The organism is Jannaschia donghaensis (genome assembly GCF_001403795.1).
Classification (GTDB): Bacteria; Pseudomonadota; Alphaproteobacteria; order Rhodobacterales; family Rhodobacteraceae; genus Jannaschia; species Jannaschia donghaensis.
The window spans coordinates 243,282-259,000 of sequence record NZ_CXSU01000005.1 but is presented as its reverse complement, the minus strand read 5'-3'; the positions used below and the strand labels follow the sequence as shown (position 1 = coordinate 259,000).

General features: G+C 64.6%; 18 protein-coding genes. 7 read left to right on the top strand and 11 right to left on the bottom strand.

The window, feature by feature from the left end:
- Positions 1–45 precede the first annotated feature (45 nt).
- Entirely contained in the window at positions 46–474 is a 429-nt protein-coding gene (gene mscL / locus JDO7802_RS01835) for a large conductance mechanosensitive channel protein MscL (protein ID WP_055082034.1), read from the bottom strand.
- 145 nt (positions 475–619) lie between these two features.
- On the opposite strand from mscL, the gene JDO7802_RS01830 reads away from it, so the two are divergent.
- The 3 genes from JDO7802_RS01830 to JDO7802_RS01820 are packed head-to-tail and all read left to right on the top strand — an operon-like array spanning position 620 to position 3,388.
- The gene (locus JDO7802_RS01830) at positions 620–1,321 is read left to right on the top strand and encodes a glutathione S-transferase family protein (RefSeq protein WP_055082032.1); all 702 of its coding nucleotides are present in this window, start codon (positions 620–622) and stop codon (positions 1,319–1,321) included.
- 50 nt (positions 1,322–1,371) lie between these two features.
- The gene (locus tag JDO7802_RS01825) at positions 1,372–1,686 is read left to right on the top strand and encodes a hypothetical protein (protein WP_055082030.1); all 315 of its coding nucleotides are present in this window, start codon (positions 1,372–1,374) and stop codon (positions 1,684–1,686) included.
- Positions 1,679–3,388: a methyl-accepting chemotaxis protein gene (locus JDO7802_RS01820; protein ID WP_055082029.1), complete on the top strand. Its 1,710-nt coding sequence runs from the start codon at positions 1,679–1,681 to the stop codon at positions 3,386–3,388. The genes JDO7802_RS01825 and JDO7802_RS01820 overlap by 8 nt, the downstream gene beginning before the upstream one ends.
- Before the next feature lie 412 nt (positions 3,389–3,800).
- Here JDO7802_RS01820 and pnp read toward each other — a convergent pair whose 3' ends face one another.
- Positions 3,801–5,933: a polyribonucleotide nucleotidyltransferase gene (pnp, locus tag JDO7802_RS01815; RefSeq protein ID WP_055082027.1), complete on the bottom strand. Its 2,133-nt coding sequence runs from the start codon at positions 5,931–5,933 to the stop codon at positions 3,801–3,803.
- A 170-nt stretch (positions 5,934–6,103) separates the two neighbouring features.
- A complete protein-coding gene (locus JDO7802_RS01810) occupies positions 6,104–6,964 on the bottom strand; it encodes a LysR family transcriptional regulator (protein ID WP_055082025.1) in 861 nt (286 codons plus the stop codon).
- Positions 6,965–7,060: 96 nt separating this feature from the next.
- On the opposite strand from JDO7802_RS01810, the gene JDO7802_RS01805 reads away from it, so the two are divergent.
- A complete protein-coding gene (locus tag JDO7802_RS01805; protein ID WP_055082023.1) occupies positions 7,061–8,116 on the top strand; it encodes a sodium-dependent bicarbonate transport family permease in 1,056 nt (351 codons plus the stop codon).
- Between the two features lie 69 nt (positions 8,117–8,185).
- Here the strand turns inward: JDO7802_RS01805 and rpsO are convergent, their stop codons facing one another.
- Positions 8,186–8,455 (bottom strand): 30S ribosomal protein S15, encoded by a 270-nt coding sequence (gene rpsO / locus JDO7802_RS01800; protein WP_055082021.1) that lies wholly within the window; start codon positions 8,453–8,455, stop codon positions 8,186–8,188.
- A gap of 328 nt (positions 8,456–8,783) precedes the next feature.
- Here rpsO and JDO7802_RS01795 point away from each other — a divergent pair, with 328 nt between their 5' ends.
- Positions 8,784–9,857, top strand: a complete 1,074-nt coding sequence (locus JDO7802_RS01795) for a calcium-binding protein (protein ID WP_187298073.1) — start codon at positions 8,784–8,786, stop codon at positions 9,855–9,857.
- 64 nt (positions 9,858–9,921) lie between these two features.
- On the opposite strand, the gene JDO7802_RS01790 is transcribed toward JDO7802_RS01795, so the two are convergent.
- The 6 genes from JDO7802_RS01790 to rbfA all read right to left on the bottom strand — a co-directional run bounded on the left by JDO7802_RS01790 (position 9,922) and on the right by rbfA (position 14,101).
- Entirely contained in the window at positions 9,922–10,803 is an 882-nt protein-coding gene (locus tag JDO7802_RS01790) for an alpha/beta fold hydrolase (protein ID WP_055082018.1), read from the bottom strand.
- Positions 10,794–11,315, bottom strand: coding sequence for a DUF1643 domain-containing protein (locus tag JDO7802_RS01785; RefSeq protein ID WP_055082017.1), 522 nt, complete (start codon positions 11,313–11,315; stop codon positions 10,794–10,796). Before JDO7802_RS01785 ends, JDO7802_RS01790 begins: the two co-directional genes overlap by 10 nt.
- 53 nt (positions 11,316–11,368) lie before the next feature.
- Positions 11,369–11,863 (bottom strand): hypothetical protein, encoded by a 495-nt coding sequence (locus JDO7802_RS01780; RefSeq protein ID WP_055082015.1) that lies wholly within the window; start codon positions 11,861–11,863, stop codon positions 11,369–11,371.
- 192 nt (positions 11,864–12,055) lie between these two features.
- Complete coding sequence (gene truB / locus JDO7802_RS01775) at positions 12,056–12,955, bottom strand: tRNA pseudouridine(55) synthase TruB (RefSeq protein ID WP_055082013.1); 900 nt, start codon at positions 12,953–12,955, stop codon at positions 12,056–12,058.
- Position 12,956: 1 nt separating this feature from the next.
- Entirely contained in the window at positions 12,957–13,670 is a 714-nt protein-coding gene (locus tag JDO7802_RS01770) for a phosphodiester glycosidase family protein (RefSeq protein ID WP_144430476.1), read from the bottom strand.
- Positions 13,667–14,101 (bottom strand): 30S ribosome-binding factor RbfA, encoded by a 435-nt coding sequence (rbfA, locus tag JDO7802_RS01765; protein WP_055082011.1) that lies wholly within the window; start codon positions 14,099–14,101, stop codon positions 13,667–13,669. The genes JDO7802_RS01770 and rbfA overlap by 4 nt, the downstream gene beginning before the upstream one ends.
- A gap of 110 nt (positions 14,102–14,211) precedes the next feature.
- Here rbfA and dapB point away from each other — a divergent pair, with 110 nt between their 5' ends.
- Together dapB and JDO7802_RS01755 are read left to right on the top strand one after the other, a co-directional pair.
- A complete protein-coding gene (dapB, locus tag JDO7802_RS01760; RefSeq protein ID WP_055082009.1) occupies positions 14,212–15,018 on the top strand; it encodes a 4-hydroxy-tetrahydrodipicolinate reductase in 807 nt (268 codons plus the stop codon).
- 39 nt (positions 15,019–15,057) lie between these two features.
- Positions 15,058–15,399, top strand: coding sequence for a hypothetical protein (locus tag JDO7802_RS01755; RefSeq protein WP_055082008.1), 342 nt, complete (start codon positions 15,058–15,060; stop codon positions 15,397–15,399).
- A 13-nt stretch (positions 15,400–15,412) separates the two neighbouring features.
- On the opposite strand, the gene JDO7802_RS01750 is transcribed toward JDO7802_RS01755, so the two are convergent.
- Complete coding sequence (locus tag JDO7802_RS01750; protein ID WP_245624084.1) at positions 15,413–15,709, bottom strand: DUF1674 domain-containing protein; 297 nt, start codon at positions 15,707–15,709, stop codon at positions 15,413–15,415.
- Positions 15,710–15,719 lie beyond the last annotated feature (10 nt).

The following is a 15,719-nucleotide window of genomic DNA, read 5'->3' as shown; positions in this document are numbered from 1 at the left end:
GAGAAAGGGCCCGCACGCGCGGGCCCTTCGGATCGGCAAGGTCTGTCATGCGCTGCGCTTGAGCGCGTCGCGGATCTCCAGCAGGACGTCCAGTTCCGACGGGCCGGTCTTCACGTCGGGGGCCGCATCGTCGGGCCGCTCGGCCGCCGCCTTGATGCGGTTCACCATCTTGACCAGCATGAACACCACGAAGGCGACGATCAGGAAATTGATCACCGCCATGATGAACTTGCCGATCGCAAAGACCGCCACGCCTGCCTCCGTCGCGGCCTCGACCGAGGCGAATTCGCCGTCGCCCAGCACGTAAAACCAGCCCGAGAAGTCGATCCCGCCGGTGAAGAGCGCGATAATCGGATTGATCAGATCGCCCACCAGAGACGTGACGATCGCGGTAAAGGCCGCGCCGATGATGATGCCGACGGCCATGTCCATGACATTGCCCTTGGCGATGAAATCCTTGAATTCGTTAATCATGTGTTCCCTCGATCTTCCATTCCCGGTTGCGGGCGACATTTTTTGACATACCGCGCCCAGCACCTTGTCGGTTTGAAGCCGCGTGTCACCCGTTTTCTTCCCTTACGGCAGCATTAGGTGTGACCGACTTGCAAAGGAGATTATCATGGCCGACCTGTCCGCCTTTCCGATCACGCAACGTTGGAAACCGAACTCTCCCGACATCCTTCAGCTGTTCAGCTTTCCGACGCCGAACGGCCTGAAGGTGTCGATCGCATTGGAGGAGATGGGTCTGACCTATGAGGCGCATCGCGTCACCCTGTCGGATGCGGACGTCAAATCGCCGGAATTCCTGTCGCTCAATCCCAACAACAAGATCCCGGCGATCATCGACCCGGACGGCCCCGACGGCAAGCCGATCGGCCTGTGGGAAAGCGGGGCGATCCTTCTGTATCTTGCGGATAAGACAGGCCGGCTGGGCGGTGGAGACGCCGCGGAACGGGCGCGGATCACGCAATGGGTCATGTGGCAGATGGGCGGCCTTGGCCCAATGTTCGGTCAACTTGGATATTTCACGAAGTTCGCAGGTGCCGAGATCGAGGACCCACGCCCCAAGGAACGATATGTTACCGAAGGTCGTCGCCTGCTGGGTGTCCTGGCCGACGCGCTTGGTGATCGGGACTGGATCGCGGGGGATTTTTCGATCGCCGATATCGCGATCGTGCCGTGGCTCAACGCCCTGGAATTCTACGGTGCGCGCGACGCCGTCGGATGGTCGGACCATCCCGGACTTCAGGCCTATGTCGATCGGTTCATGGCCCGACCCGGCGTCCAGGCGGGGCTGAATGTCCCGCCGCGCGAAGGCTAGACACACCGCTTAAGGCTTCGGAAAGACTCGGCTGCTAGGTCGGAGAAATGATGAGTCTCCGTACCTGCGCCGCGTGCCTGTTGTTCACCGCCTTCCCTCTGGTCGGGCTGGCGGCGCTCGTTTTGTCGCTGCCCCGCGCTGTCCCCTCGCAGCCCATCTTGGTGGTGGGTGTGCCGGGTTTGTCGAACGTCGAGGCGATGGTGTCACGGGCCGGCGGATATCCCATCGGGCCGACGCGCCCGCCGCTCGGCCTGCTGGTGCATTCGCAAGACCCGGACTTCCTGTCCGATCTGCGGGCCCAATGGCCATATCTTCTGCTGAATGCCGACAAGCTTTCCAACTTCATGTGTGGTCGAAATGCCTGATCTCTTCCTTGCGCAAAGCCGCGAAAAGGCCGCCTACCTGCTTCTCGTCACCTCCTCCCTGTGCGTGTTCCCGGTCCTTCTGGCGGCGTTCATAACCGGTACGGCTCCCCTGCCGCTCGTCGTCCTGTCGGTGGCGCTTTCGGCGTTGGCCCTCTTGATCCGGCGGCTGGACGTCGGGCTGGGCCGGGTCGCGATCGCGTTGGCGCTGACCGGTCAGATCATGCTCCTGACCGCCGCCATGCAACAGCATCCGTGGCAGCTGGATATCCACATGTATTTCTTCGTGGCGCTCGGCGCGATCGCGGCGATGGTGGACCTTCGGGCGCTTATCGTCGCCGCCGTCGCGATCATCCTGCATCATGCCATTCTGACGGTCGCGATGCCCGGCTTGGTCTACGGCGTCTCCGACGCGACGGCGCTCGCCTTGGTGGAGCGGACGGCATTGCATGGGGCTGCGGTGATCCTTCTTGCCGCGGCCTTGGGCGCGACGATCCACACCCGCGTTCGTCTGGTCACAGCCGCCGCGCGCGAGCAGAAAGCGACCCATGCCGCCAAGGAAGCCGCGCTGGCCGCCGAGCAACGCGCGGCCGAGGCCTTGGCCGAGACGGAAATGGCAAGGTCAGCCGCCGAAAGCGCCCGAAGGGACGCCGAAGACGCGCTGGCCACCGGGTTGGAGAAAACCCGACGCGCCGAAGAACTGGATGCTGTCGCAGCCGAACTGAAGCTGAGAGAGGAACGGCGGAAAGCCGAGGATCAGGCCCGGCAGGGAGAGGCGATGGACGTGCTGCGCGAGGCGCTCGAAAGGCTGGCCTGCGGCGAGCTTCAGACCCGCATTGCCGGCACATTGCCGCAAACCTACGAAGATCTCGGCGACCGGTTCGACACCACGCTGGAGATTTTGGACAACGCGTTGCGCGAAATCCGGCTCGTCTCAGGCACGATCACTGGCGAGACGGACGACATCGCGGCAGCAGCCGTGGATCTGTCGCACCGCACGGAACGTCAGGCCGCAACACTCGAGGAGATCACCGGCTCGACCGAGCAGTTGACCAAGTTAATCCGCGCGACCGCAGAAGATGCGGGCAAGGCGGAAGAGGTGATGGTCATGACCGGAACCGAAGCGCAGACGGGCGCGGAAGTCATGAACCAGGCGATCGCCGCGATGGGCGAAATCGAAAAATCTGCCGGGGAAGTGCGCAAGATCACGTCGATGATCGAGGACATCGCGTTCCAGACCAACCTGCTGGCTTTGAACGCCGGGGTGGAAGCGGCGCGGGCCGGCGACGCAGGGCGCGGTTTCGCCGTCGTCGCGTCGGAAGTGCGGGCCCTGGCCCAGCGTTCCTCCGAAGCGGCGAACCGGATCAACGCCCTGATCGCGCAATCCGGCGACCAGATCGAGCGGGGCGTCGCGTTGGTGCACGACACGGGCGGCGCTTTGGAGAAGATCATCGGAACGGTCGAGACGGTGACCACGCGGATCAGCAAGATCGCCGCCACCTCCGACGAACAGGCGACCGGGGTCAACGGGATCAACGCAGCGTTGCGCGACCTGGACCGGGTCTCCCAACAAAATGCCACCATGTTCGAGGAAACGACCGCCGCCTGCCAAACTTTGCGGACCAGCGCGCATGGCCTGTCCAAAGCGATCCAGAATTTCGGCACCCACGACGGCGACGCAAATGATGTCGGGCAAGCGGCCTGACGTCCGGCAGAATGGATGATATTTCAGATCATCCCGGATCTTCTTTCCCGTCGGCAGATCTGGAAACGGGGCGCGAATAATCACGGGCCTCGAGGCAGGGCGAGGCGGTATTCAGTCCATTCCCCCGATCACTCCGCAGATTTGCCGCCGCCTCGCCTGTCAGTCGGTTCGAGATGCGGAGTTGACCGTTGTTTTCGGGATGTCCGGCTTTGACCAGATTTCTGCGGTGTCGAGAGGTCTCGAACCGTATGCCACCCGGGCAATGCCGGGACGGCGTCGGTTGGAGCGGAAACCTCCACCGGAATGCCCCATCACCAGGGCCGCGAACTGCCAAGACCCCGTAAACGGGTGATCCGCAAAATGAAAAGGCCCCGGCATCGCTGCCGGGGCCTTCGTCATTCAAAGGATCGGATCACTCGGCGTCTTCGGACGCGGCCTCTTCTTCGCCGGTTTCCTGATTGACCATCTTCATGGCCAACCGGACCTTGCCGCGATCGTCGAAGCCCAACAGCTTGACCCAGACGTCCTGCCCTTCCTTGAGCACGTCGGACGGATGGTTCAGGCGACGGTTCTCGATCTGGCTGACGTGCACCAGGCCATCGCGTTTGCCGAAGAAGTTCACGAAGGCACCGAAATCGACGATCTTCACGACCTTGCCTTTGTAGACCTTGCCTTCCTCGGGCTCCGCCACGATCGAATGGATCATGTCATAGGCCTTCTGGATCGACTCCTGCACGTTGGATGCGATCTTGATGATGCCCTCGTCGTTGATGTCGACCTTGGCACCGGACATCTCCACGATCTCGCGGATGACCTTGCCGCCCGATCCGATGACTTCCCGGATCTTGTCGGTCGGGATCTGCATCGTCTCGATCTTGGGCGCATGCTCCGAGAAGGAGGAGGCTTCGGTCAACGCCTTGGCCATCTCGGCCAAGATGTGGATACGACCGGCCTTGGCCTGATCCAGCGCCTTCTCCATGATGTCGGGGGTGATGCCCGCGATCTTGATGTCCATCTGGAGCGAGGTGATACCGGCTTCGGTGCCCGCGACCTTGAAGTCCATGTCGCCGAGGTGATCCTCATCGCCCAGGATATCGGTCAGAACGGCATATTCCCCGTCCGATTCCATCACGAGGCCCATGGCCACACCGGCGACCGGCGCCTTGAGCGGCACGCCCGCATCCATCATCGACAGCGAGCCGCCGCAAACCGACGCCATCGAGGAAGAGCCGTTCGATTCCGTGATCTCGGATACCAGACGGATGGTGTAGGGGAAATCCGTCGCCGACGGCAGGACCGCCTGCAACGCACGCCACGCCAGCTTGCCGTGACCGATTTCGCGGCGACCCGGAGGACCGAAGCGACCGACTTCACCTACCGAATAGGGCGGGAAGTTGTAGTGCAGCAGGAAGTTGGATTTGAAATTGCCGTGCAACGCGTCGATGAACTGCTCGTCGTCGCCCGTGCCCAGCGTGGTCACGACCAGGCCCTGGGTTTCACCACGGGTGAACAGGGCCGACCCGTGGGTCCGCGGCAGAAGGCCGACTTCGGAGACGATGGGCCGCACGGTGTCGAGGGCACGCCCATCGATCCGCTTGCCGTTCTTGACGACATCGCCGCGCAGAACCTTGGACTCGAGCTTTTTCAGCGCGGTGCCCAGATTGCTATCGCCCAATTCGTCTTCGGACAATTCGGCCTTGATGGCGTCCTTGGCGGCGGAGACGGCATGCGTCCGCTCCTGCTTGTCGGTGATGGCGTAGGCGTCGCGCATCTTCTGCTCGCCCAGCTCGCTCACGCGGGCCAGAATGGCGGAATAGTCGGGGGCCTGGAAATCCATCGGCTCCTTCGCGGCGGCTTCGGCCAGATCGATGATCAGGTCCAGAACCGGCTGCATCTGCTCATGACCGAACTTCACGGCGCCCAGCATCTCGGACTCGGTCAGCTCGTAGGCTTCCGATTCGACCATCATCACGGCGTCCTTGGTGCCGGCGACGACCAAGTCGAGACGCTGCTCGGGGTTGTTCTTGAGGTCCTGCATGTCGTCGACCGACGGGTTCAGGATGTAGTCGCCATCGACGAAGCCGACGCGCGCACCGGCGATCGGACCCATGAAGGGCGCACCGGAAATCGTAAGCGCGGCCGAGGCGGCGATCATGGCGACCATATCGGGGTCGTTTTCCAAGTCGTGGCTCAGCACGGTGCAGATCACGAGGACTTCGTTCTTGAAGCCTTCGACGAACAGCGGGCGGATCGGACGGTCGATGAGACGCGACGTCAGCGTCTCTTTCTCGGTCGGGCGGGCTTCACGCTTGAAGAAGCCACCCGGAACCTTACCGGCCGCATAATATTTTTCGTTGTAGTGCACGGTCAGGGGGAAGAAATCCTGACCCGGCTTGGGCTGCTTGGCATAAGTCACAGCGGCCATGACGGAGGTTTCGCCGTATGTGGCGATGACGCATCCGTCGGCCTGACGCGCGACTTTTCCGGTTTCGAGCGAAAGGGTGTCGTGACCCCATTCGATCTCTTTTTTGACGATGTTGAACATTTCGTATCCTGTCTGACGCCCGCTGGCCCCTGCCAGTGCGTCGTTGAATGGCGGCCCCATTGCCGCCGACCCCCTACATCATGCCATGCGCCGGGGTCAGGGCGTCACGTCTCAGATGCGGCCTCCTACTTGGTTTGACACCGGAAGGGAAGCGTCCCGGCCCGTGGCCCTCACCCCGTCAGCAGACCGGCAAGGGCGGGGTGTGGAAAATCGCGGCGCAGGGTGACGGCATAGAAGCGCAGCGCAATGTCCAGGGGAAACGCCGCGGTGGCCAGCCGCCCGTCCGACAATTCGTCGGCGATCACGACGGCGGGTGCCACGGCCAGCCCGATGCCTTCGCGGACCAGCAGGCGCACCATCGCCATATCATCGACATCGGCCAGTATCCTCGGCCGCACGCCAAGGCGTTCCGCAACCGCGAGGAACCCCGCGCGGATCCCGCTCTCGGACGGGACGATGAAGGGCACCGTCTCCAGCAGGTCCCGCAACGTGGCTGCGGTCAGCAGAGCCGGGGCACCGTGGATACCGACCGGGTCGCTGGCCAGCAAATGGGCGGCAAGGTCGGTCTGGCCAGACAGGCTGGGCGGCGCGGAGGTCAGCACGACGTCGAGCGCATGGGTTCGCAGATCGTCGAGCAGGGCAAGTTCATCCCCCGACCGCAGGACCAGATCGGTCTCGCCATCCAGAAGGGGGGCGAGGAACCGCAACTGGAAATTGCGAGACAGGGTGGAGGCCGCGCCAACCCGCAAAGGCGGGGCATCGTCGCCGCTGCGGTTCAGAAGGACGGCCAGATCATCGCCGATACGGAAGATCCGGTCGGCATGATCCAGAACGATCCGACCCACTTCGGTCAGTTTCAGGCCGCGCCCGATCCGATCGAAGAGCGGGTGACCCAACCGCGCCTCCAGCGCCGCGATCTGAGTGGAGAGGGCGGATTGGGACACATTGAGATGTGCGGCCGCCTGCGTGAGCGTCCCGTGGTGCGCAACCGCATGGAAATAACGCAGGTGATGGTAGTTGAGACTTTTCATCGTTCTATAATAACGAACGAAACCTTCTCGAACATGTATTTTTAAAGAATCTAGTGCCGGAATAGATCAGCGGAACCGCAACCCGAGGATCCCGCAATGGACATCATCATCGACATTCTGACCACGATGGTCGCCCAAGCCCAAAAACCGACCCTCGCCTTCCTGATCGGCGGCATGGTCCTTGCCGCGATGGGCTCCAAATTGGAGGTGCCGGCCCCGGTCTACAAGTTCATCGTGCTGTTGCTCTTGCTGAAGGTCGGCATGTCAGCCGGCATTTCGGTGCGACAGGCCGATCTGGTGGAACTGGCCGTTCCGGCCATCGGTGCGGCCCTCGTCGGCGTCGCCATCGTCCTCCTCGGCACGGTCACGCTGGCGCGGTGGAAGGGTGTCGCGCCGGTCGACGGCTTGGCGACAGCGGGGCTGTTCGGGGCGGTCTCTGCATCCACCCTCGCCGCGGGAATGGCGATGCTGGACGGGGCCGGCGTGGCCTACGAAGGCTTCATCGGCGCGCTCTATCCGTTTATGGACATCGCGGCCCTGGTCACTGCAATCGTGCTGGCCAAACTGGCGGATCAGCGGCGGACCGCACCGTTCGTGCACGACGGCACGATAGCGATGGGCGGCGGCACCGGCGGCGGCCCTGTCCTGAACGGGGGGATGATTTCCGAAATCATCGGCGATACATTCCGCAGCCCCGCGATCTCGGCCCTGTGCCTCGGTCTGGCCCTCGGGACATTTGCACGGCCAGACGCCATCTTCGAGAGCTTCTACGAGCCGCTGTTCCGGGGTCTGCTGTCGATCCTCATGCTCATCATGGGGATGGAGGCCTGGGCCCGGCTGTCCGAGATGCGCAAGGTCGCGCACGCCTATATTTTGTATGGATTGGCGGGGCCCCTCGTCCACGGCCTTATCGGTTTAGGCGCGGGCCTGGTGATCCACCAGATGACCGGCTTCTCGGCCGGCGGGGTGGTTCTTCTGTCGGTGATGGCGGCGTCCAGTTCGGACATTTCCGGGCCGCCGACCATGCGCGGTGCCCTACCCGAGGCGAACCCCTCGGCTTACGTCGGCACGTCAACCGGTCTGGGAACGCCTGTGGCGATTTTGGCGATACCGCTTTGGATGGCGCTGGTGGAGGCGACAATCGGGCTTTGACCGGCGCGTCCAGAACAAGGAAAAGGGGCCCGCGAGGCCCCTTTTTTGCGTTCGATCGTCTGCGCGATATCAGCGGCGGATGCCCAGGCGCTTGATCAGATCCTGATAGCGCTCCTCGCTCTTGCCGCGGGCGTAATCCAGCAGCTTGCGACGCTGCGCAACCATCATCAGAAGGCCACGACGGGAGTGGTTGTCCTTCTTGTGGGTCTTGAAATGCTCGGTCAGGGTGGTGATCCGGCTGGTCAGGATCGCGATCTGCACCTCGGGCGAACCGGTGTCGCCTTCCTTGGTCGCGAATTCCTTCATCAGGCGGTTCTTCTCTTCGACGGTAATCGACATCGGGGGCTCCTTGAGAGTTGGTGTGATGGCGCAGGCCGGGATGTCGTCCAGCAAGGCCCTTGGAGAGCGCTGCGCGTACAACGATTCCATCCCGTTGAAAAGCCCTGACGCGAAAGCACACGAGCAAGATCGCGCGCCTTTTAAACGTTTGCCATTTGGGCGGAATCGGCCGGACGTGCTACCGGATTGGAATGACCTTGTCCTCTTCAACGATTTTGGCGCGCAACCGTTGGGTCGAACAAACCATGAACGCTTCTCTGCTTCGCATCGTGTGGCGTGTCCAATGCTGTTGATCGCGGGTCTTGCAGGGTTGTTCGTGTCCGGGCTGATGGTCGCGCTTCCCATGGGCGATGAAGACGACGAAACCGATCCCTTGACCGAGGAGACGGAGCGCCCCCCCGAAGCCGACACGCCGTCAGGTGATCTGCTGGATGGGGAGCTGGACGATACCGCCAGGACCGAAGCCAGTATCGACCGGCACGATATGGGCGATGACCCAATATCGTCGCTTGTGCCGGCCGACGACCGGGCCACGACGAGTGCTGACGAGGTCCCAGCCGCGTCCGACGCAACCCGTCCCGAAGACCACGGCGATCGTTCGGACCTTCCCGTTCGCGATCAAATCGGTGGCGATCATTTGACGGATCGGATTGTGGACACGTCCGCCGCCCCCGTCGCCTTGCCAAACGATGCGATCCTGGGGAACGACGACGCGGACCGGATCGAGGGCACGGGATCGAGCGATCTGATGATCGGAAACGGCGGCGACGACACCCTGTCGGGCCTCGCCGGCCGCGACGTTCTGATGGGCGGTGATGGTGACGACAGCGTTTCGGGCGGCGGCGATGACGACATGCTTCACGGCGACGCCGGAAACGATCGTCTGACCGGTGATGACGGCGACGATCTGATTTCGGGTGGCGATGGCGATGACACACTGACGGGCGGCAATGGTGCAGACCGGCTGATCGGCGGCGAGGGCCGGGATATCGGTGTTGGCGGCGAGGGTGACGACCTGCTCGATGGGACGGTTATGGACGATGGTGGACAGGATCGTGACGACGGCGACAGCCTGATCGGAGGCATGGGGGACGACACGCTTGCAGGCGGTGCCGCGGATACCCTTGTCGGTGGCGACGGGTCGGACCTTTTTCTGTTTCGGGCCCCGTCCGCCGCTGCATATCAGGCGAACACCCAAGCATACGATATCTCCGTGATCGAAGATTTCGATCCGACCGAAGACGCGATCGAGATTGACTACAGCGGCCAGGATGTACCGCAACTCGGCATATTCGAGCGTGATGGCGGAACCGATATCGCGCTCGATGGCGTGACCGTCATCAGACTGGCGGACAGCACCGGGATCGAGCCTACGGACATCCTACTGATCCGACAGGCGTGATCACGGGGACATCAATATCAGTTTTTGACGCGGTGCCCGCGTCCACTTGGCCAAGGGCCATCGGTCAATCAGCGAAGAACCTGGCCAGCGCGCGGCCGACGGCGCGTGGAACCTCCTCCATGGCGAAATGGCCTGACGGGACGGATGTGTCCGTAACCGTGTCGGCCCAGTCGCGCCAGACGGCGGCCGGATCGCCGGTGGAGGCCGGAAAACCATGCTCCCCCCAGATGAAGTGAAGCGGCGCGGCGATCCGACGACCGGCGGCGCGGTCGGCTGCGTCGATCGCACGGTCGGTGTGAAAGCCCGCGCGATAGTCGGCACACATCGCGGCGACGCGCATCGGATCGGCGGCCTGCGACCGATAACTTTGGAGGGCGTCATCCGAAAAGGGGGCAAGAGATTTCGCCAGCGTCCAGGCCGAGAGCGTCCAATCCACCCAGAACTTTGGGTCGGCGGCGATAAGACGTTCTGGAAATGGCGCGGGCTGCGCGAGGAAATTCCAATGATAGGCCGTCTGCGCCAGATCCGCATTCCACGCATCCCAGAAGGCGACCGTGGGAATGACCTCCAGAATGGCAAGGCGGTGCAGGCGGTTGGGATGGTCCAGCGCGAAACGGTATGCCACCCGCGCGCCCCGGTCGTGGCCAGCCACATCGGCCCGGTCGATGCCAAGCGCATCGAGGACGGCAAGAACATCACGCCCCATCCGTCGTTTGGAATACGTCGTGTGGCCCGCATCATCCGCAGGCGCATCGCTGTCGCCGTAGCCGCGCAGATCGATCAGGATGCACCGATGGGTGCGCGCCAACTCGGGAAGGACCGGCAACCAGCAGCGATGGTTCTGCGGAAACCCATGCAACAGGATCAGCGGTGCGCCCTGCCCCGCCTCGTACACGGCGAGGGTCGTGCCGTCATCGACGGTGACGCTGTGGCGCGTCAGATCCATGCAACCTCCCAGGGAGTCGGCTGCACGGAATAGGCGATATAGAGCGGATGTTTTGGGTGGCCATCCTTGGACAGGCCCAGCGTGGCAAGCGGCTTGCCCGTCGCGCGCAGCAGTGCCTCGACCCGTGGCCCCCGATCCAGATAGGCCCCGTGGGTGCCCCAGGCACAGATGGTCGTATCCGCCCAAAGCGCCGCCTCGCGGATGGCGTCGTCGTTCGCCGGCCCGCCGACGGGATCGGACTGCGCCCGCATGTCGCGCGGATCGGTGGCGCGATAGGCGAAGATATTCACGACGCGGAAGGCCCCGAACCCCAGGGCGCGGGCGCGCCGCTCGCACCGCTCGACCGTGGGATCATTCTGAAATTCGGTCGCGGTGGAGGGGTTCAGCATGACGAAGGCGACCCTGTCCCCCGCACCGTCCCAGGTTCGGGTCAGGACGTAGCGATAACTCTCATCGTCCGAATAGGTCGCGGTGGAGGGGGCGTCCCCCTTTGTGTGGGTTCGGGTAATCATTCACCGGATGTGCCAGCCCCGTGCCCCCGGTGGCAAGGGGCTGGCCGCGTGGATCAGGCCAGCGCCGGGGCGGCGCCGGGTTTCGGCAGGCGGCGTTCGATCACCGCGGCGGCAACCAGACCGAACAGGACATGGCCCCACAAAGCGACCCAGGTGATCCCGGTGAAGCCCAGGAACGCTGGATTACCGGCGACCAGATGCGCCATGACGTAGAGTGCGAAGATCCACAGGCCGATGCCATAGGCCGTCGCGACGACCGACCAATGCAGCCAGGGCGTCACTTTGGCGGCGACGGGGCGCGCCACGAGGAGGTATCCCAAAGGATAGAAGATCAAACCGGTGATGATGTGCAGCGCATCGGCGGCCCCGGCGGGAACGGATCCGAAGACCACCTTAAGCGTCGATTGCGCCAGCGGCACCGGGGCCAGCTTGGCGAACCCCAGAAGCGGCGAGAGACCCTTGCCGAAGAAGTCGAAGGCGATCGTGGCAAGCGCCCCGGCGATCAGGATCGTCCAGGCGGTGTCGGATAAGGAGCGGGCGGATGTCATGGGGTTTTTCCTTTTGGCTGTCGGCGCATCGGCGGTTCGCCGACGCAGGGTTGGACTCGGTCTAGCCCCCCAAACCCCATTGGTGGCAGCCCCCCTCACGCGCACTTCACCCGCCGCGACCGCCACACCCCAAATCGCGTGATCCGCTGAAACAATCATGGCAAAAGGCCCGCCGACGACGCGCCGGATGTTTCAGGTCTGGAAGACCTTCGACGGATGCACCGCCCCGGCGCGGTACGTTCCGACGGCCACGGCGCGACCCTGATGCGACGCCCAACAGGTCTCGCCGTAGTTCGCACCTTGCAACGCATCGCCGGGGTTGCCGTGGCGCAGGCGCGTGGCAGATATCTCGTTCACGGCAATTTCAGTCAGGCCGTGCAGGCCCAGTTCCAGCGGCAACAGCCGGGCGTGCAGATCGGGCGTGCGGGCCATGGCCTCCACCTCCTCCAACGACAGACCGGCGTCGGCTTCGAACGGGCCGGACCAGGTGCGACGCAGCCAGGCGACGTGGCCCAGACAGCCCAGCGCGCGACCCAGATCGCGGGCGATGGCGCGGACATAGCCGCCCTTGCCGCAGACCATCTCCAACTCGACCCCCGTGCCGTCCTGCGAGATCAGCTCCAGCCGTTCGACAAACAGGTCGCGCGCGGCCAGGTCCATTTCCACCCCCTCGCGGGCCAGATCGTAGGCGCGCTCTCCCTCCACCTTCACGGCGGACACCTGCGGCGGCACCTGCCGGATGTCACCGCGGAACGCGGGCAGCGCGGCGCTCAACGCGTCCGCGTCGGGGCGGACGTCCGATGTCGTCGTCACCGTCCCAGAGGCGTCGTCGGTAGAAGTTTCCGCCCCCCAGACCACGCGGAAGCGGTAGCATTTGAGCGCATCGGTCACGAAGGGCACCGTCTTCGTCGCCTCGCCCAGCGCGACCGCCAGCACGCCCGTCGCGTCCGGGTCCAGGGTTCCGGCATGGCCCGCCTTCTGCGCGTCCAGCGCCCAGCGGACCTTGCCCACGACCTGGGTCGAGGTCACGCCCGCCGGCTTGTCCACGATCATCCAACCGTGGACCGGGTTTCCCTTCTTGCGACGCCCCATGTCAGCGCCCCGTCACGACGACGATCGGGCCCATCTGCCGACCGCCATCGCTGCGTCCGCTGGCCGGGTGGAACAGGCGCGAGACGGAGCCATCGAGGAACAGCGCATTTCGGACCCCAAGCACGTCGCGGTATAGGGTCGCCATCTCGTGAAATGTCACCAGTTGGTCCGAGATGACGAAATGCACCGTCCGTCCGTCCGGCGTCGCGCCGACCCCGTTGCGCACTTTGGCCGATGGGGACTCGGGCAGGAAGCGCGGGTGCAGCGCGCCGTCGATGACCAACATGGGGCCGGATTGCGTGGCCTGATCGCAGGCGGGCGGATCGGCGGCGAAGGTGCGGCTCTCGATGACGTCGGCGCGGTCGCCGCGCACGCAGAACACGCCATTCGGCAGCAGGCCGAAGTTGCCCGGCCCCTCGCGTGTCACGATGGATTTCGATTGCACGCCGTCCTGAATATACAGGCCGACGGGGCGGCGGTCGGCGTGGTACATCCCGGCATTCATGGCAAAGGCGATCGGAGCGTCGACGGCACGGTCCAGCGCCACGAAACTGCCCAGCGGTGCGCCGTCGTCGCCCAACAGCTCCAACTCGATCGATTGCGAGGCAAGATCGGCGGTGCAGACGGTGAAAGCGCGGTCGCGGTGGCGCACCGCCTCGCAGGCGGCCGCGGCCCCGGTCGCAAGCATCAGGATCAGGGCCGAAAGGCGGATCATTCCCCGCCGTCCCCGTCCGCGTCCCCCTCGCCATCGTCCGTGGCGGCGACGTCCCGTGCGACGGTCTCGTCGGCGAAGAGCGCGCGTGTGGCGTCCATCCGGTCGAACGTCTCGTCGATGCGGAACCGCAGGTCGGGCGAATGGCGCAGGGTCATGTCCTTGCCCGTCAGGTGGCGCAATTGCCCCTTGCACCGCTTGAGCGCGGCAATCGCCTCCTCCTTGCGGTCGCCGCCCAACGGCAGGACCCAGGCGGTCGCGATCTTCAGGTCGGCACTGACCGTTACCTCGTTCACGGTGATCATCAGACTATTGAGCTCCTCGTCATGCACCTCGCCGCGCATCAGGATCTCGGAAAGCTTGCGCCGGATCAATTCGCCGACGCGCAGCTGGCGCTGCGACGGGCCGCGGTTCTCTCTGGGGTGTCGTGCCATGGATCGATCTCCTCAAGGGGGTGGCAGATATTTGCGCCATCGCCCGAGTGCAAGCGTTGCATGGGGACGCGGGTTCCCGCAAACCGGACGAAACGGCAAGGAGACGCGCGATGGGCACGGGACTGGTGGTGATGGGCGGGTCAGGGCGCATGGGCCGGATGCTGTGTTCGCTGATCGAAGGATCCGATGACCTGCACCTCGTCGCCGTGACCGAAGCGCCGGGCCACGATTGGGTCGGTCAGGATCTTGGCGCAGCCATGGGCGGCGCGCCATCGGGTGTGCCGGTGACCGACGATGCGGCAAGTGTGCTGCCAACTACGGATGCGGTGATCGACTTCACCACGCCCGCCGCCACGGTCGCCATGGCGCGGCTGTGTGCGGATCACGGCACGGCCCATGTCATCGGAACGACCGGCCTGACGGGCGACGACATCGACGCGATTGACGCCTGCGCCGACCGGACGGCCATCGTGCGGGCGGGCAACATGTCGCTGGGCGTGAACCTTCTGACGCAACTGGTGGAACGGGTCGCCGCCAGCCTTGACGCCGATTACGACATCGAAATCGTCGAGGCGCATCACCGGCACAAAGTCGACGCGCCCTCGGGCACGGCACTGATGCTGGGCGAAGCGGCCGCGGCTGGGCGGGGTGTGACGCTGGACGCCGTGGCCGACCGGGGCCGCGACGGCATCACGGGCGCGCGCGGGCGCGGCACCATCGGCTTTCATGCGATCCGTGGCGGCGATGTGATCGGCGACCACGACGTGATGTTCATAGCCGACGGGGAGCGGATCACCCTGCGCCATCAGGCGTCCGATCGCAGCGTCTTCGCGCGTGGCGCGCTCAAGGCCGCAAGCTGGGCGGCGGGCCGCCCACCGGGGGCCTATGACATGCTGGATGTGCTGGGCCTGAAGTGACACCGGGCTAGGTCCTCGACTAACCCAATCGGAGTTCCCATGATGCGCGCCCTGCTTCTCGCCCTGTTCTTTCCCACCGCCGCCTTCGCATTTGAACCGGTCACCGACCGCGACACGTTTCTTGCCATCGTGACCGGCAAGCGCCTGACCGGCAACGGCGTGGGCCTGATCGTCAGCGATGGCGGCGCGATCACCGGTCGGGCCTTTGGCTTCAAGGTGACCGGCGGCTGGACGTGGGAAGGGCCGTTCTTTTGCCGCACCTTGGATTCGGCGATCCGGAGCTTTCCGCGCAATTGCCAGACCGTCGCCGTGCAGGGCGACGTGGTCCGGTTTCAGGCCGACCAGGGCACGGGCGATGTGGCGGACCTGACGCTGCGTTGAGGCGCGCGTCGCGTCAGAAATCGATTGCGATGCCCTTAAGTTCCCAATCGCCATAGCGCACCGGCTCTGGCCCTTTGCGCCCGCCAAGTTCGACGGGCAGGTCAAGGTCCGCTTGCTTGCGGGCCTCCGCCTCCTCCAACGCGCGCCGTGCGACGTCCGGCAGGGCGGCGCGACGTGCGGCTTCGGCGGTGGCGTCAAGTGGGGTCAGGTCGATACCGCGATCGCGCGGCGTTGTCGGACAGGCTGGCGCATCATCGGCGGCTTGCGGAATGGCGTCGGCGTCGACGGACATGCGGGTCGGCTGGGTCATCGGGCTCTCC

Coding starts and splice junctions, on each gene's coding strand:
- mscL (WP_055082034.1), bottom strand. CDS start 474: ATGATTAACGAATTCAAGGATTTCATCGCCAAGGGCAATGTCATGGAC.
- JDO7802_RS01830 (WP_055082032.1), top strand. CDS start 620: ATGGCCGACCTGTCCGCCTTTCCGATCACGCAACGTTGGAAACCGAAC.
- JDO7802_RS01825 (WP_055082030.1), top strand. CDS start 1,372: ATGAGTCTCCGTACCTGCGCCGCGTGCCTGTTGTTCACCGCCTTCCCT.
- JDO7802_RS01820 (WP_055082029.1), top strand. CDS start 1,679: ATGCCTGATCTCTTCCTTGCGCAAAGCCGCGAAAAGGCCGCCTACCTG.
- pnp (WP_055082027.1), bottom strand. CDS start 5,933: ATGTTCAACATCGTCAAAAAAGAGATCGAATGGGGTCACGACACCCTT.
- JDO7802_RS01810 (WP_055082025.1), bottom strand. CDS start 6,964: ATGAAAAGTCTCAACTACCATCACCTGCGTTATTTCCATGCGGTTGCG.
- JDO7802_RS01805 (WP_055082023.1), top strand. CDS start 7,061: ATGGACATCATCATCGACATTCTGACCACGATGGTCGCCCAAGCCCAA.
- rpsO (WP_055082021.1), bottom strand. CDS start 8,455: ATGTCGATTACCGTCGAAGAGAAGAACCGCCTGATGAAGGAATTCGCG.
- JDO7802_RS01795 (WP_187298073.1), top strand. CDS start 8,784: ATGGTCGCGCTTCCCATGGGCGATGAAGACGACGAAACCGATCCCTTG.
- JDO7802_RS01790 (WP_055082018.1), bottom strand. CDS start 10,803: ATGGATCTGACGCGCCACAGCGTCACCGTCGATGACGGCACGACCCTC.
- JDO7802_RS01785 (WP_055082017.1), bottom strand. CDS start 11,315: ATGATTACCCGAACCCACACAAAGGGGGACGCCCCCTCCACCGCGACC.
- JDO7802_RS01780 (WP_055082015.1), bottom strand. CDS start 11,863: ATGACATCCGCCCGCTCCTTATCCGACACCGCCTGGACGATCCTGATC.
- truB (WP_055082013.1), bottom strand. CDS start 12,955: ATGGGGCGTCGCAAGAAGGGAAACCCGGTCCACGGTTGGATGATCGTG.
- JDO7802_RS01770 (WP_144430476.1), bottom strand. CDS start 13,670: ATGATCCGCCTTTCGGCCCTGATCCTGATGCTTGCGACCGGGGCCGCG.
- rbfA (WP_055082011.1), bottom strand. CDS start 14,101: ATGGCACGACACCCCAGAGAGAACCGCGGCCCGTCGCAGCGCCAGCTG.
- dapB (WP_055082009.1), top strand. CDS start 14,212: ATGGGCACGGGACTGGTGGTGATGGGCGGGTCAGGGCGCATGGGCCGG.
- JDO7802_RS01755 (WP_055082008.1), top strand. CDS start 15,058: ATGATGCGCGCCCTGCTTCTCGCCCTGTTCTTTCCCACCGCCGCCTTC.
- JDO7802_RS01750 (WP_245624084.1), bottom strand. CDS start 15,709: ATGACCCAGCCGACCCGCATGTCCGTCGACGCCGACGCCATTCCGCAA.